The sequence below is a fragment of the Enterobacter sp. R-1.6.2 genome, from assembly GCF_035064085.1.
Lineage (GTDB): Bacteria > Pseudomonadota > Gammaproteobacteria > Enterobacterales > Enterobacteriaceae > Enterobacter > Enterobacter asburiae_B.
Window position 1 is genome coordinate 56,921 of sequence record NZ_JASEYI010000024.1, and the last position, 16,052, is coordinate 72,972.

Here is a 16,052-nt window from a genome sequence, read left to right on the forward strand (position 1 = left end):
ACATTCAGGATACAACTGGCACGGCCTGCGACCGCCCGACTTCTGTTACTGCTTCAACGTGCTCTTTCACATTAAATACCGCGACCAGTCCGGTCAGACGATCCGCCTGGCTGGCCAGCTGATCGGTTGCCGCTGCCGCTTCCTCGACTAACGAGGCGTTCTGTTGCGTCACCTGATCCATCTGGCTGACGGCCTGGGCAACCTGCTCAATGCCGCGACGCTGTTCATCCGACGCAGAGGCAATCTCGCCCATGATGTCGTTCACCCGCGTCACGGAGGTGACGATCTCGTGCATGGTTTTCGCCGCCGTATCCACCAGCGTTGAGCCCTGCTGAACGCGCGAAACCGACTCTTCGATCAGCACCTTAATCTCTTTCGCCGCGTTGGCGCTGCGGCTCGCCAGGTTACGCACCTCCCCCGCCACCACCGCAAACCCGCGCCCTTGCTCACCGGCGCGCGCCGCTTCCACGGCGGCATTCAGCGCCAGAATGTTGGTCTGAAACGCGATACCGTCAATCACGCTGATGATGTCACCAATTTTCTGCGAGCTGGTGGCAATCTCCTGCATGGTGCTGGCGACATGGGACGCCTGGTCGCCGCCTTTCTTCGCCGTCATCGCCGCCTGTTTTGACAGGTCAGACGCCTGACGCGCGTTATCGGCGTTCTGGCCTACCGTCGCGGTTAACTGCTCCATGCTGGCCGCCGTCTGCGCCAGCGAGGCCGCCTGCTGCTCGGTGCGGGACGAGAGATCGTTGTTCCCCGCAGCAATCTCAGAGATCCCGGTGTGCATGGCATAGCTGCCCTGCCGCACGTCGCTCACCGTTTCCCGCAGCGATCCCTGCATCGCCTTCAGGCTGGCAAAGATCGCCGAAATTTCGTTTTTGCCGAACACCGCGACCGGACGCGCCAGGTCCCCTTTCGCAATACTGTCGAAGTGGCTGCTGATAATCGCCAGCGGCTGCACGATCATTCTGCGCGACCAGAGCAGTGCCCCGCCGGTCAGCAGCCCTGCCAGGATCACCACCACGGCAAAGATGACGCCCGACATGTGATAGCTTTGACGACTCTGGTCACCGGCACGCTGAACAGACTGGTTAATATCCTGCTGCCACGCGTTAAAGCTGCCGTCAAACGCCGCCTGAGACGCCTGAACCGGTGCAGTCATAAAGTCCGAAAGCTGGTTGTTCTCAAGCCACGTCGCCTGGTGGTCCAGATCGCTGTACCACTGCTCAAAGTTCGTCTTCATGGCGGCCTTCAGCGCTTTCTCTTTCTCACTGTCGGCGGCCTGCGCCGTAAAGGCTTTAAACTGTGCGTCAGCCTGCTTCAGACTGTCGCGCGCGGTCGCCATCAGCGCTTTAATGTCATCCGGCGGATAACTCAGCGCGGTTAAGGTTCCCGCCTTGTTCAGCGCAGTGCTTGCCTGCAACAGCACGGCACGCGTTTGTGCCAGTGCGGAGCGCTGCTGATTACTCGCCTCAACTTCCTGCAAATTCTGATAGCCATCGCGAAACGCCCAAAAAGACAACCCGTTACTGCCAACCTGCAACACACCGCAAAGGATCAGAATCAAAAACAGTGTGGTCGAGATACGAATACGATTTAACATCCACGCTCCCATCAAGCGGCAAGCAGCCGCGGTTTAATTGTCAGTCAAAATGTTTCCCAGTTTTCATCTTGTCCGGTCGTCGCGGTGCGCGTACGGTGTGCAGCCGATTCAGCGGCTGGCGCACGATACGTCGCCTGCGGGGTGACCGTATTTCCAGCGAGTGAAGCGAGACGAAACGCCGAGACGGCCATCTTCAGACGGCTCGCCTGGTCTTCCAGAGCAGCGGCCGCCGCAGCGGACTCCTGCACCAGCGCGGCGTTTTGCTGTGTCACGCGATCCATTTCCGATACCGCCAGGGCAACCTGGTCGATACCACGACTCTGCTCATCGGACGCAGAGGCGATTTCCCCCATGATGTCCGTCACGCGGGTGACGGCATTCACGATGTCATTCATGGTCTCCCCGGCGCTTTCCACCAGCACGGAGCCGGTATCCACGCGGGAGACGGAATCTTCAATCAGGGACTTGATCTCTTTGGCCGCGTTGGCGCTGCGGCTGGCCAGGTTGCGTACTTCCCCGGCCACCACGGCAAACCCGCGCCCCTGTTCACCCGCGCGCGCCGCTTCCACGGCGGCGTTCAGCGCCAGAATGTTGGTCTGGAAGGCAATGCCGTCGATAACGCTGATGATGTCGGCGATTTTCTTCGAGCTGTCGGCGATTTCGTGCATGGTTTTCACCACGCCATCCACCACGCGGCCGCCGCGCTGCGCCGTCTCGGAGGCGCTTTCCGCCAACTGAGACGCCTGGCGGGCGTTATCGGCGTTCTGCTTCACGGTCGCGGTGAGCTGCTCCATGCTGGCGGCCGTCTCTTCCAGGGCGGACGCCTGCTGCTCGGTACGGGATGAGAGGTCGTTATTCCCCATCGCAATTTCGCTGGTGCCGGTGTAGATAGCCTCCGACCCGTTGCGCACGTTCGCGACGGTTTCGATTAACGAACGCTGCATATGGTCAACGCTGTTTGCCAGCTCGGTGATCTCATTGCGCCCGGAAACGGTCAGCGTTTTGGTCAGGTCACCGCCGGCAATTTCGCGAATGTGGGCAATGACGCGCCCGAGAGGGTTCAGCAGGATATGGCGAATGCCGTACCAGACCGCGACCAGCACAATGACCAGCGCCAACGCCATCACGGCCATCTGCCATTTTGCAAAGCGGTAGTCATTCTGGCTTGCCGTAAAGGCCGAGTGATAGAGATCGCCACTGACCTTCGCGTATTCCCCCAGCGCCGCGCCGAGTGCGTTTTGCATCCCCTGCGTTGGCTGCGCGAAATAGGCGTCCATGTTGCCGCTCTCCAGGAACTGAATCAGCTCTGTCAGGCCGGTATGGTAGGCATTGTATTTTTCATCGATATTCTGGCTCACCTGCTCCATAGCAGGCTGCGGGGCGATCTTTTTGAAGGCGTCGTAATGTTTCGCGGCGTCAGCGAGGGTGGCACGGGCATTTTTCAACAGATCGGTTTTCGCGCTGCTCTGCTGATTGTTGGGGTCCATCATCATGCGCGCGGACGAGCGGCTCAGATTGATACGCGTTTGCAGCATCAGATCCCACGTTGAGGTGAGTTCACTCTGCTGCAGGCGGAGATCGTTCGAGGCCGCGAAGCTGTCCTGGTTCTGTTTTAATGACGAGAAAAAAAGCCCGCCGGAGATGAGCTGAAGAAGTGCGAAAATGACCAGCACCATCATGAGCATTGTGACAACGCGGATACGGTTCAACATACAACACCTTCTCATAGATTTATTAACGGTGTTATCGGCACAGCCCACAGGAACTTTACATTTGCGAAAGGGAAAAGCGCGGGGTTAAAACGCCACGTCGACAATCAGCGTGTCGGTGTAGGTTCCGGCGGGCGGCGTGGCCTGATTGGTCAGGACTTTAGCGGTGTAGTTGTAGGTGCGCAGTAAACCGTCGGTACTGACCTGGGACGATACCGCGCTGGACCAGCGCTCGCTACCGCTGCCGCCCCAGCGGTTACCGGTGGCTTCCTTATAGATGTCGTAGCTCATGGCGTTGCTGCCGCTCACCATCCGCCGCACGTTGTTCAGCGCGTTGGCACCGTTGTTAATGCCGATGGTATACGAACTTCCTTTGGTACAGGTGACGGCAATCGCCTGCGAGACGGTGGGGAAACTTTGCACCAGCGGCGCGCTGTTGAAGTTCACATCTGGCGTGGTCATGGCGCTGCAGTCGTTGGTAACGGTCATATCCAGCAGGATGGTGGTTGTCGCGGTTCCCGTCTGATTGATTGTGCAAATGCCAAGCGCGCCCACGGAGCAGACGCTGTAGTTAATGCTGAAGGTTAACTGCACCTGATATGGCCCGGCAGTGACGTTTTGCCCGGCGACGGTGCGGAAATAGAGCGGAATGTTGTACTGCTTTGACCCCAGCAACCCCAGCAGGGTACTCCCGCTCCAGGTATACGATTTACTTATCTGTACCTCGCTGCTGCTCGCGCATCCCGATAACCCGCACAGCCGGGTGGGGATCGCGTCGGTGATGGCCGCATTATCCGTGCGTTTCATCGTGGCCCGGCTGCTGCCCGAAACCGATGCCGCGGTGTAGGTCAGCGTTACCGAGTCGCTGGTCAGCAGATTCAGTACGGCATCGCAGGCCACCACCAGCGTGCCGGTGGTTTGAACTTCTCCGGTTCCGCTAAGCGCGAACGAGGTGACGCTGCCAAACGACGCATTAACCGTACTGACGGTACACGCCGCCCAGCCGCCGCCGGAGAACAGCAGCAGGATGAATAGCAGCAGGCGCGTCATGGCGCCTCCCGGCAAACCAGCGGCCCGTAGGTTTTCAGCTTGTGCTCCGGATTGGCCCCCACGGTCAGGGTAGTCTTACAGCGCCTCCCGTCAGGTGCGATCACCTCCAGCGGGTTCACATCGCTGAGATTTTCCAGCCAGGCGATGCCGTCATACCCCACCACCGCATTGCTGCGCGAGGCGCGTCGAACCTGGCTTCCCACCGGCAACGCCTTCCCGCGCGCGTCATGCAGAATAACGCTTGCCACCCTCTCCTGCTCCATCGGGAAATCGACCAGATAGCCGCTGTGGCGCCGAATCGCGATCCGCCGCTCGGTCTCTTTCAGACGGGTATCCGCCGGCAGATTCAAAGTATCAATCCGGTAGCTTGCCGGGTAATACGCCGACACCCCGCTGACCAGCAGGTAGCCGTTGTTATTGGTTTTACCGACGGGCTGGTTCTCATAGCTGACGGGCACGTCCGGGTGGCCGTCGGTACTGATGACCACAAACGCATCGTTGATCTTATTCGCCGCGAACAGCTCGCCGTCCATCAGCACAACGGCGCCCATCGCCTCGCCCCACCAGGTCATGGCATCCCTTTCGCCATAGCCGCCGCCCTGCAGCTCGATGTTGTTATTGCGCCAGCCCAGCGTACCCTGTTGATAATCACTGGATCTTGACTGGTTGGCCCAGGCCATGTTCCAGCTGAACCCACCGTCAGAAGGCATGGAGTGGTTGTAGTTAATGCGCTGGGTACTGCCTGCATCCGGGGTGTTTTCAACGGTGACGGCAGCGCTGTCGCGCGCACCAAGCGGCACCTGCAGCGACAGCGCGACCGTCCAGTCTCCCCGCTGCCGATCCCGGCTGCCGGCCAGGTAAATGCTGCTCGCCCCCCACAGGTTGCGGCTCCAGGAGAGATTGAGCAGCTCGGTTTTTTGGCTGTCAAAACTCTCCACGCCGATCCAGGCCGCACCGATATTGCCGTACCGTCCCAGATTGAAGGTCAGCGAATACTGGTCCGTATTACGGCTAAAGCTGGCGATGGGCTTATCGTTTTCGTCATACACCGTCGGCTGATCGTAAAGGGCGAGATTGCCAAAGCCGCGGTCGCGACGCGTGTGCTGGGTGGCGACGCTAAACTCGCTGGTACTGTACTGGTAACCCCAGTTGATTTGCCCGCCCGCATCACCGCGCATGCGGCTTTGCGAGTAAGAGGTATTCACCACGCCAAACTGGCCGAGTTTTATCACCGTCCCCGCACCGCCCAGCGCCAGCTCCTGCGCCCCTTCCGCGTGGCCCTCGAGGGTTAGCCAGTCCGTCATTCCGTAGCGATACGAGCCGCTGCCGGCTGCCGGACCGTAGTCAAAATTCTTGATACCGTAATTACGCCGCAGGCTGCCGAGCGTCACGGCGCCGTCGCTCAGCCCTTGTTTGAGCAGGTCGCTGGTGACGTAAAACGGTAGCGTGGTGCTTACCTGGCGCCCCAGCGCATCCGTCGTGACCAGCACCGCATCCCCGGCGCCGTTGATGTAGGGCAGATTAGTCAGGGTGAAGGGGCCCGGCTGAAGCTGGGTTGAGCCGGAGCGATAGCCGTTGATAAAAAGATCGACCGAAGTGGGTACCGCGGCTTCCCCCGCGAACTCGGGCAGCGGCCATGTCACCAGGTCAGGACGCAGGGAGAAATCCCGCCCGACGCTTATCCCCCCCATCCGCACGCTGGAGCTCCAGCTCAGGGCATCGCTGATCACGTCCCCGGCGCTCCAGCTCATCGCGTCATCTTCGTTAGTGAACAGCAGGGTCGTGTCATAGCGGACATACCCTTCCTGCTGTCCGTCGTTACCGGTGAAATTTTCCCGCGCGTAACCGGTCGAGGAAAACGAGCCGTTCTCGTTGAAGTAGCGGAACTCATGCCAGATCGACGCCTGACCGCCGATATGTTCCGTGTGGTTGGTGTAGAGATCGTAATTCAGCAGCGCCCCGCGCCCGTAGTGCGGTTTGGCCTGCGCCGCTTGCGCGCTGAAAGGCGTCACGCGGGCCGTCACCCAGTCGCGGGGAACGTTAAGCAGCAGGCGCTGCGCGGCGCTGTCGTACTCCACCCGAACCTGAGCAAGCGAGGAGAGATTTACCTCGCCGGTGGGAACGTGCGCCGGGGGCAGCCCCGCGCGCAGCAAATCGGCGCTGGAGATAAAGAAAGCGCCTTTACGCTGCGTCACGGGCACGACCAGGCCGGTATCGTAGTGATTGACCACGATGGCCAGCTGGAAAACCGCTTCATCATTTATCGCCTGTGCCTGGGGAGGCGGCGGTAAACTGTCGTCGCCGGGCCCGGCCAGGGTCGCTGAACTGACGCATAGCAGTATCATCATCGCCGGCTTCAGTGGACGGGCGTCGACTGCCATTGTTCGTCCCTGGCATTAATCTGCGCGCTCATCCGCTCTGGCTGACGAACGCCAGCGGGTATAGGCCAGCTGCGGGTGCTGCCCGGCAGGACGTAACCCAGCAATCCCTCCGCCACCGTGCGTTTCTGACCGCCCTGCTCCAGCGCCACCTGGCTCAGCCTGACGTGAACATCACCCCGATTTTTGACCTCCAGCGCAGGCTTTCCCTCCGCCTGCGTCACCCGCCAGCTCAGGTTTTGGGTCTCCGCCAGCGCGTGATGCGCGCCCTCTTTGATGGTCGGGATCCCCTGTCCATATACGAACAGAGGGATGGAGTAACGCATCTGCAATTTCAGGCCGATGGCGGGTTCGGCTTTGGCATCTGGCTGGGGAATTTCATCGACGATAATGCGATAGGCCTGTTCGACCCCAGCGGGAACCGAAGCCTGTTTGATAAGGCGAATAAGCTGCTTGCTGCCTGTGCCAATCGTGACGATGGGCGGGCTGGCGACCACGTCCTGCTGCGCGGTATAGCGCTCGTGTCCGTCCTCCTGCTTCCAGCGCACAATGCGGACCTGCATCGTCGTGGCACTATTTCCCTGGTTCTGGATCCACAGTTCCGTGGCGTTGGCGTCTGCAGCAAGCCAGGGATCGATGGGCCAGAGCAGGATGGAGGCCGCCGCCTGCGCCTGGCCAGCAACCGCCATTCCCAACGCGCCCGCCAGACAAACCGGTCTGAAAAATGGCTTCATCAACACTCTCCCTTTATTACCATGACAAGGTCACGGTGAGCTGATCGGAATAGGTTCCCGCCGGGCTAAACCCGGTCAATAGCGCCACGCCAAAAAGCGGCAGCGCGATGTTATTGCTGTTGGTATAGGTCACCGCTATCGCCTGGTTGACGCCAATTTCGCTGTTTGCGGCCAGCGAGCTGCTGCTGTAGAGCCGGTATGGCACCATATCGACGCCGTTCGCGCGCTTCATGCGGCGAACGGATGAATAATTTTGACCGCCATTAATGCTCATGCTCAGCGCCACGCCTGGCGTACAGGCAATAGACAACGCCCCGTTTGGCACAAAGCTGGTGCTCACCGGCGCGCTCTCGACGCCGTTATGGCTGCCAAAATCCAGCGTACCGAGAAGCCCTCCGCTACCGGTGGCCACCGCGCATCCCGGGACAATCGTCGCGCTGACCTTAAACGACTGGGATGTCACCGCATCCGCCGTGGGCATCGTGAGCAATCCGACGATCAGCGCGAAAAAAGGCTGCACGCGTCCCTCTGCGCGTTTGCGCAGACCTGTGAGAGATGCCTTCATGGCGGTTCGGGACTAGTAGGTGACGCTGACGTTAATCGTGTCGGTGTAGGTTCCCGGAACGACCGTCACGCTGTTACCGCCGCCGGTAATCCGTCCGTAGAGGGTGTAACTGTCCACCCCTCCGGCCGTAGACGCGATCGGCAGCGCGGCGTTATTGGCAATCACGGTGTTAAACCCGCTGTCGCTGTACAGGCTGTAAGCCACGCCCTGTGCCGCGTTGGCCGTATTCACCAGATAGCGTTCAGGCGTGCCCGGCGAACCGACAACCGAGCCGGGCGCGGTGGAGTGGGTATTACCGGTGATCGCGACCGTATAGCTGGCGGTCGTACATTGAATGGTGAAGGTGTTTCCGCCGCTGGCGCCGCTCAGCTGCGTCGTAAGCGTGGAAAAGGTTGCCGGATGGGTACCGAAATCGAGCGTACCGAAGTTAATGCCACTTTGTGCGGGCGAGCCGTTTATCAGACACCCGTTTGTCAGCGTCAGCGTTGCACCGATGGTGCCGCTGCTGGTGACGGCCAGCGCCTGATGAGCCGTTGTCGCAGCCAGTAAGGTGCCTGCGCAGATCAAAAGAAGTTTTCTTTTCATTTACCACCCTCCAGAAGACGTCTCCGTTCCCTTGCCACATTTTATTTTTGTCGTTCAAGATGTTAGCCCCGCTTAACGTTCCTCTGAAGGGGTTATTGAGAATTTAGTTTACGGATATCGCTTCGACCACCCGACCCTTAACGCATAAGGCATATGTCTTATTGACTCAACTTTCTTATAAATAACAGAAGGTTAAATTAATTCAGGCAGCGATTTTATTCTATTCGGGGAGAATATATCCATTAAAGTGTGACGTCGATCACAATATATCGTCAGCACATTAACAACAAAATTAATAAAAAATAAAAAGGAGTTGTATCACCCTACACTTTGCGTCAATTTATGTGCCGAATAATTTCCCGCATCGTAATAAAAAATTTATATGTATCGACGCGGGCCACATCTGAAGCGCATAGAGGATCTTTTTTCGTGGCAAGTGCAAACAAACTCACACTCTTCATCGTGATATTCATGCTGGCGGGTATTCTTTCAGGGGCAGCAATTCATGAGTATGCATCTGCGGATGCCATCAAAGCCTGGTCGGATAATATTACCCTTCTGACCGATATTTTCCTCCGCCTGATCAAAATGGTCATTGCACCCTTGGTCTTCAGCACGCTCACCGTCGGCATTATGAAGCTGGGCGAAACCTCCACCATTGGCCGCGTTGGCGGCAAAGCGATGGTGTGGTTTATCAGCTCATCCGTGCTCTCTATTCTGGTTGGCCTGTTTATCGTCACGCTGGAGCATCCGGGAAGCGGTCTGAACCTGACGGTTCCGACAGAAGCGGTGGATACCGGCCTGGCCGTTGGCGGCATGACGCTGAAAGCGTTCCTGTCGCACACCATTCCGACCAGTATCGCGGGGGCGATGTCGAACAATGAGATCCTGCAGATTGTGGTGTTCTCAATGTTCTTCGGCATCGGCGGCGCGTCGCTGGGGCAGAAATTCAACGCGCCGCTGGTGGCCGCGCTGGATGTGGTTTCCCACATTATGCTGAAGGTAACGGGTTACGTGATGTACGTTTCTCCGCTGGCCATTTTCGCGGCGATTTCATCCGTCATTGCCACGCAGGGTCTCGGCATTCTGCTGAACTACGCCTCCTTTATTGGCGGCTACTATGTTGCCATTCTTCTCACCTGCATGGTGCTGCTGGCCGTGGGCTACATGGTGCTGAAAAAAGAGGTGTTTCGCCTGGTCAGCATGCTGAAAGATCCGGTCCTGGTGGCCTTTACCACCAGCAGCTCTGAAGCCGCCTACCCGAAAACGCTGGAACAGCTGGAGCGCTTCGGCTGCTCGCGCAACATCGCCTCTTTCGTTCTGCCGATTGGCTACTCCTTCAACCTGGTGGGTTCGATGGTGTACTGCTCTTTCGCCTCGATGTTTATCGCTCAGGCGTACAACATTCACCTGAGCTTCTCTGAAGTGACGGTGCTGATGCTGACCCTGATGCTGGCGTCGAAAGGGATTGCCGGCGTACCGCGTTCTTCACTGGTGGTGCTGGCAGCAACCATTCCGAGCTTTAATATTCCGGTGGCGGGGATTCTGCTGCTGATGGGGATCGACCACTTCCTGGACATGGGCCGTTCCGCAATTAACGTGCTGGGGAATGGGATCGCGACCGCGATGCTGTCGCAGAATGAAGGCGCGCGGGAAGCGGAAGCTGAAGCTGAGCTGGTAAAGCAGGAAGCGTAAGGTGAAAAAAAGGGTGAGGCCTGATGCCCTCACCCCTGCCCTCTCCCACAGGGAGAGGGAGCAAACACAAAAAACGGCAACCTGGGTTGCCGTTTTGCATTTACCTACGCTACGTGACTCGCGGCGATATCCAGCAGCGCCATCTCATCGCTGTTCAGCAGCTTCTCGATGTTCACCAGAATCAGCATACGCTCGCCGAGCGCGCCCAGGCCGGTCAGGTATTCGGTCGACAGCGTGACCGCAAACTCCGGCGCAGGACGAATTTGGTCAGAGGTCAGGGAAAGCACATCAGATACGCCGTCCACCACGATACCTACCACACGCTGCCCCAGATTCAGAACGATCACCACGGTGTTGTCGTCGTAGTCAACGTCGCCCTGGCTGAACTTCACGCGCAGGTCCACGATTGGCACAATGACGCCACGCAGGTTGGTGACACCTTTAATAAAAGCAGGCGTGTTAGCGATGCGGGTAACCTGGTCGTAACCACGGATTTCCTGCACTTTCAGGATATCGATGCCGTACTCCTCATCGCCTAAAGTGAATACCAGGAATTCCTGCCCTGATGGCTCGCCCGCCAGTTTCGTTACATTACTCATACCGGTCATGTTATTACCTTCTACTTAATCAGGCGGCTGTGTACGCCACACGTTGTTCACGATTTAATCCCTGAAGCGCCGACACATCGACGATCAGCGCCACGCTACCATCACCCAGAATGGTGGCGGCAGAAATACCCGGCACTTTGCGGTAGTTGCTTTCGAGGTTCTTCACTACCACCTGGTGCTGACCAATCAGCTGATCGACCAGCAGCGCGTAGCGACGGCCCGCGCTTTGCAGGATCACAACGATGCCCTGCGTGGCCTCTGTCTTCGCCCCGTCCACTTCGAACACTTTCCACAGCTCAACCAGCGGCAGGTATTCGCCGCGCACTTCGAGGACGCGCTCGCCGCCCGCCAGAGGATGCAGATCTTCTTCACGCGGCTGCAGGGATTCCATGACGGCGTTCAGCGGCAGGATAAAGACTTCGTCCGCCACTTTAACTGACATGCCGTCGAGGATCGCCAGCGTCAGCGGCAGCAGGATGCGAATGGTGGTACCGGAACCCTGTTTAGACTGGATCTCAACGTGGCCGCCCATCTCCTGGATGTTACGTTTCACCACGTCCATGCCTACGCCGCGTCCGGACACGTCGGTCACCTGCTCTGCGGTAGAGAAGCCCGGCGCGAAGATGAGCATGCCCACTTCTTCGTCGGTCATGTTTTCATTGACAGCCATCCCCTGCGAAATCGCTTTTGCAAGGATGCGCTCGCGGTTAAGACCCGCGCCGTCGTCGGTCACTTCGATGCAGATGTTCCCGCCCTGGTGTTCAGCAGAGAGGATCAGGTTACCGACCGGGGATTTTCCGGCGGCAATGCGGTTTTCCGGCAGTTCGATACCGTGGTCGAGGCTGTTACGCACCAGGTGCGTTAACGGGTCGATAATGCGCTCGATCAGGCTCTTATCCAGTTCGGTTGAGCTGCCCATCAGGGTTAGTTCAATCTGTTTATTCAGCTTGCTGGCAAGGTCGCGAACCAGACGCGGGAAGCGGCTGAAGACATATTCCATCGGCATCATACGGATGGACATGACCGATTCCTGCAGGTCGCGGGCGTTACGCTGCAGCTGGCCCATGCTGGTGATCAGATCGCCGTGCGTGACCGGGTCCAGTTCGTTAGAACGCTGGGCCAGCATCGACTGGGTGATCACCAGTTCGCCAACCAGGTTAATCAGCTGGTCGACCTTCTCAACGGCAACGCGAATACTGGTTGACTCGCTGGAGCGCGCGGCAGGCTTTTCACCACGGCCAGGTGCCGCGGCCTCTTTTGGCACGGCCTTCAGCGCCGGAGCCGCAGGAGCCACAGCCGGTGCGGCGGCCTGAGCGACAGCGGCCACCTCTTCCGCAGCGGCAGGGGCGTCAACCGCGGCCGTTTCGGTTTCGAAGGCGATCTGGTCAGCTTCAATCACAAAGCACAGTACCGCCACGATATCGTCCTGGCCAATACCGTCATCAAGCGTCGCGGCAAGGCTGTCTTTGCCTTTTACCACGTTGCTTAATTTCGCCAGGTTACCCAGCTCTTCTTCCAGCAGGTTAACTTCACTCTCTTTAAGGCGTGACAGCACAACGCGCAGTTTGCCCGCTTGTGCAGCGGCTGGCGCGGCCTCGTCGGCAGCAACCGCATCGACAACGCTCAGTTTCGCCGCAGGGACAACGGCTGCAGCGACCTCACCTTTTGCTTCCAGGGCGAGCTGGCGCAGCGCATTGCAGATGTATTCAAAGCTGGCGGCATCAGGCTCTGCCGAACTTTTATAGGCGTCGAGCTGTTCCTGCATAATATCTTTGGTTTCCAAAAACAGGTTGATAATGTCGGTATTGAGCTGCATCTCACCGCGTCGTGCTTCATCAAGCAGGTTTTCCATTAAATGGGTCGTTTCCTGCAGGATGGTAAATCCAAACGTTCCGGCTCCGCCTTTAATAGAGTGCGCCGCACGGAAGATGGCATTGAGCTGCTCGGAGTCCGGTGCTTCAGGCACCAAATCGAGCAAGTGTTGCTCCATATCGGCCAACAATTCGTCGGCTTCATCAAAGAATGTTTGGTAAAAATCGCTAATATCCATGCTCACGCTATCACCTCGGATTGGCTGGTGGCGATGTTGGAACGGCAGCCGAAGGAACGGCCCCAGGCTGTTTTAAATCGTCCAGTGACTCATTCTGACTTTCGGCGTTTTCATGCAGGATGGCCTGCTCCGCCTGCTGGTTCAGCACTAAAAGACTGATACGACGGTTGATGGCATCATCCGGCCCGCGGTCGGAAACGCGCATGGTTGCGGCCATGCCGACTACGCGCAGTACCTTGCCATCATCAAGCCCACCTACCACCAGCTCGCGACGCGAGGCGTTGGCACGATCGGCAGAAAGCTCCCAGTTGCTGTATCCCTTCTCCCCACTGGCGTACGGGAAATCATCCGTGTGTCCTGACAGGCTGATTCGGTTAGGAATGCCGTTCAGCACCGGTGCAATGGCACGCAGAATATCGCGCATGTACGGTTCGACTTCCGCACTCCCGGTTTTAAACATTGGGCGGTTCTGGCTGTCGATAATCTGAATACGCAGCCCTTCCTGCACCAGGTCGATCTTCAGATGCGGGCGCAGCGCGCGCAGCTTCGGATCAGCTTCAATCAGCTGATCGAGATCGCCCCGCAGTTTCTTCAGACGCGCCTGCTCCATCTTTCTTTTCAGCTCGTCGATGTTCGGCTCTTTTTTCACCTCACCCTTCTGCTGGGTGTAATCATCGCCGCCGCCCGGGATCGGGCTTTCGCTGTTAGAGATACGCGGCCCACCGGCCACCGCCGTTGCCAGCGGCGTTCGGAAATATTCGGCAATCTGGATCAGTTCTTTTGGGCTGGAGATGGAGATCAGCCACATCACCAGAAAGAACGCCATCATTGCGGTCATAAAGTCGGCGTACGCAATTTTCCACGAGCCGTGTGCGCCATGCCCGCCGCCCTTGTGCTTGCGTTTTTTTACGATGACGATCGGATGGGACTGGTTTTTCATGCGTCCTCAGTTGTCGTCTGTTGGTTTGGATTTTTCACCGCACGCACGTGTTCTTCAAGCTCGATAAACGACGGACGCTCGCTGGAGTAAAGCGTTTTACGGCCAAACTCAACCGCGATCGGTGGCGCGTAACCGTTGAGGTTAGAGAGCAGCGTGATCTTCACGCACTGCATCATTTTGGTGGTTTCCGCGCTCTTCTGGCGCAGAACGCTCGCCAGCGGAGAGATGAAGCCGTACGCCAGCAAAATACCGAGGAAAGTCCCCACCATCGCGTGGGCAATCAGCGCGCCCAGCTCGGCTGCCGGACGGTCTGCCGAGGCCAGGGCGTGAACCACGCCCATTACCGCGGCAACGATACCGAATGCCGGAAGCGAGTCGCCGACCAGCGCCAGGCTGTTGGCCGGCACTTCAGATTCGCTTTCGTGGGTTTCGATCTCTTCGTCCATCAGCGCTTCGATTTCGAAGGTGTTCATGTTGCCGCTGATGATGAGTCGCAGATAGTCGACGATGAAATCCAGCATCATGGCATCAGCAAGAATTCGCGGATAGCTGGCAAAAATTTCGCTCTCTTTCGGGTTTTCAATATCCCGTTCAAGCGAGAACATGCCCTGCTGACGCGACTTCGCCATCAGGCGATAGAGCAGTGCCAGCAGATCCATATACATGCTTTTGGTGTATTTCGAGCGACGGAACAGCAACGGAATCGCTTTCAGCGTGCCCTTGATCGATTTACCGTTGTTACCAACGATAAAAGCCCCTACCCCTGCACCGCCGATGATAATAAGTTCAGCCGGTTGATAGAGTGCTCCAAGGTGCCCGCCGGTCATCATGTAACCGCCGAAAACTGTACCGAGAACTACCAGGTAACCTAATAAGATAAGCACGACATCATCCTTCCGCTAGTGACTATGGCAAGGACGTCCAGCTCGCAGCGTTTACCGTTTGCGGGGTAAAAAAAAGCAGCGGTAATTGCTTACCGCTGCTGGAATCTTTCCCACACGTTCGGGTTAAACAGCTTGTTCGATCTGTTCATCCAGCAGTTGTGGAATAATATCGGCAGCATCCCGGGAAAGTTTACGTCTTTTTACTGCGCGGGATGGAGGCTGACATAAACTACAGGCGAAGCTGCCTGCAGGTTGATGAGCATGGGTAATAAAATTGCCGTCGCAGCAGTTGCAGCGCGACAGTTCAAGCATTCCGCTCTCAACAAAACGCACCAGCGTCCATGCGCGGGTCAGCGCCAGCAGAGGGCCTTCTTCCTGCTGCGGGCATTGTTCAAGGTAAAGTTTGTACGCTTTGATCACGGCGTCAACGCCGCTACACAAACCGGTTTTGAGAAGATACTGCCAGGCATTACAGAACATGGAAGCATGAATATTCTGCTCCCACGTCATAAACCAGTCGGTAGAAAACGGCAGCATGCCTTTCGGCGGGGGACTACCACGTAACTCTTTGTACAGTTTGATGAGACGACCACGGCTCAGCTGAGTCTCGCTTTCCAGCATTTGTAAACGAGCACCCAGTGTAATCAGCTCCATGGCCAACTGTATGTCACGCGCTTCCTGAACAATGCTTTTCTCGCTCATTGCTAGGCCCTTTTCTTACGGGCTACGTCATCAGGCTGGCTGATTTCGTTAAGCAAGCGAGTGGAAAGAAGAATACCGGTATGGATCTGTTGAAGATCGTCCACACGGGATTCCTGCGTCAGACGCGTTATTGTCTGTGAATCATCGAAACGGAACTGGCAAACCAGTTGATTCGTTTCAGCCAGTTTAACCATCTGCGGGAGGGTTAAGCCGCCCAGCATGGTTGCCATTTCTTCGTTAATACCCAGACGAAACATCGCGGACGCCTTGTCCTGACTAATCAAACGCTGCGCGAGCAGTAAATACGACAAATTGATGTCATAGATATGTTTTAGCAACTCGGATGTATGCATTGTTCCCATCCCGAATAACCAACTATTATTTTTATGCGGAAAGACCGCACCCCGTGATGTCGCCGGGAAATCACCCGGTATAAAAAAGAAAAGGCTAAATGCATAGTTGAATTTAGGGAAGGTGCGAATAAGTCCGAGATGTGAGATCATCGTGTTGTAACCTGAACCCAGAATGAGTAACCGGATGAGCCAG

14 protein-coding genes are annotated in these 16,052 nt (G+C 57.4%); 1 reads left to right on the plus strand and 13 read right to left on the minus strand.

Features of this window, described 5'->3' with window-relative positions:
• Positions 1–4: 4 nt before the first annotated feature.
• From tap to QMN93_RS21120, 7 genes are all read right to left on the minus strand, one after another.
• The gene (gene tap / locus QMN93_RS21090; protein WP_023312254.1) at positions 5–1,606 is read right to left on the minus strand and encodes a methyl-accepting chemotaxis protein IV; all 1,602 of its coding nucleotides are present in this window, start codon (positions 1,604–1,606) and stop codon (positions 5–7) included.
• A gap of 44 nt (positions 1,607–1,650) precedes the next feature.
• A complete protein-coding gene (gene tar / locus QMN93_RS21095) occupies positions 1,651–3,318 on the minus strand; it encodes a methyl-accepting chemotaxis protein II (protein WP_045888837.1) in 1,668 nt (555 codons plus the stop codon).
• An 84-nt stretch (positions 3,319–3,402) separates the two neighbouring features.
• Positions 3,403–4,365: a spore coat U domain-containing protein gene (locus tag QMN93_RS21100; RefSeq protein WP_069303012.1), complete on the minus strand. Its 963-nt coding sequence runs from the start codon at positions 4,363–4,365 to the stop codon at positions 3,403–3,405.
• Positions 4,362–6,746, minus strand: a complete 2,385-nt coding sequence (locus tag QMN93_RS21105) for a fimbria/pilus outer membrane usher protein (protein ID WP_193139493.1) — start codon at positions 6,744–6,746, stop codon at positions 4,362–4,364. Before QMN93_RS21105 ends, QMN93_RS21100 begins: the two co-directional genes overlap by 4 nt.
• Positions 6,722–7,477 carry a molecular chaperone gene (locus tag QMN93_RS21110; RefSeq protein WP_193139495.1) on the minus strand — a complete coding sequence of 252 codons (756 nt, stop codon included), beginning with the start codon at positions 7,475–7,477 and terminating at the stop codon, positions 6,722–6,724. Before QMN93_RS21110 ends, QMN93_RS21105 begins: the two co-directional genes overlap by 25 nt.
• A gap of 16 nt (positions 7,478–7,493) precedes the next feature.
• Positions 7,494–8,042: a spore coat U domain-containing protein gene (locus QMN93_RS21115; RefSeq protein ID WP_039263671.1), complete on the minus strand. Its 549-nt coding sequence runs from the start codon at positions 8,040–8,042 to the stop codon at positions 7,494–7,496.
• A gap of 12 nt (positions 8,043–8,054) precedes the next feature.
• Positions 8,055–8,627: a spore coat protein U domain-containing protein gene (locus tag QMN93_RS21120; protein WP_023312260.1), complete on the minus strand. Its 573-nt coding sequence runs from the start codon at positions 8,625–8,627 to the stop codon at positions 8,055–8,057.
• Between the two features lie 429 nt (positions 8,628–9,056).
• Here QMN93_RS21120 and QMN93_RS21125 point away from each other — a divergent pair, with 429 nt between their 5' ends.
• On the plus strand, positions 9,057–10,322 hold the full coding sequence (locus tag QMN93_RS21125; protein WP_323619972.1) for a dicarboxylate/amino acid:cation symporter: 1,266 nt from the start codon (positions 9,057–9,059) through the stop codon (positions 10,320–10,322).
• A 104-nt stretch (positions 10,323–10,426) separates the two neighbouring features.
• Here QMN93_RS21125 and cheW read toward each other — a convergent pair whose 3' ends face one another.
• The 6 genes from cheW to flhD all read right to left on the minus strand — a co-directional run bounded on the left by cheW (position 10,427) and on the right by flhD (position 15,859).
• Positions 10,427–10,930, minus strand: coding sequence for a chemotaxis protein CheW (gene cheW / locus QMN93_RS21130; protein WP_023312262.1), 504 nt, complete (start codon positions 10,928–10,930; stop codon positions 10,427–10,429).
• A gap of 19 nt (positions 10,931–10,949) precedes the next feature.
• Complete coding sequence (gene cheA, locus QMN93_RS21135; RefSeq protein ID WP_193139499.1) at positions 10,950–12,986, minus strand: chemotaxis protein CheA; 2,037 nt, start codon at positions 12,984–12,986, stop codon at positions 10,950–10,952.
• A gap of 4 nt (positions 12,987–12,990) precedes the next feature.
• Complete coding sequence (gene motB / locus QMN93_RS21140) at positions 12,991–13,920, minus strand: flagellar motor protein MotB (RefSeq protein WP_032658606.1); 930 nt, start codon at positions 13,918–13,920, stop codon at positions 12,991–12,993.
• A complete protein-coding gene (gene motA / locus QMN93_RS21145) occupies positions 13,917–14,804 on the minus strand; it encodes a flagellar motor stator protein MotA (protein ID WP_008500417.1) in 888 nt (295 codons plus the stop codon). The genes motB and motA overlap by 4 nt, the downstream gene beginning before the upstream one ends.
• A 123-nt stretch (positions 14,805–14,927) precedes the next feature.
• A complete protein-coding gene (gene flhC / locus QMN93_RS21150; RefSeq protein WP_013096051.1) occupies positions 14,928–15,506 on the minus strand; it encodes a flagellar transcriptional regulator FlhC in 579 nt (192 codons plus the stop codon).
• 2 nt (positions 15,507–15,508) lie between these two features.
• Positions 15,509–15,859, minus strand: coding sequence for a flagellar transcriptional regulator FlhD (gene flhD / locus QMN93_RS21155; RefSeq protein ID WP_008500415.1), 351 nt, complete (start codon positions 15,857–15,859; stop codon positions 15,509–15,511).
• Between the last annotated feature and the right edge of the window lie 193 nt (positions 15,860–16,052).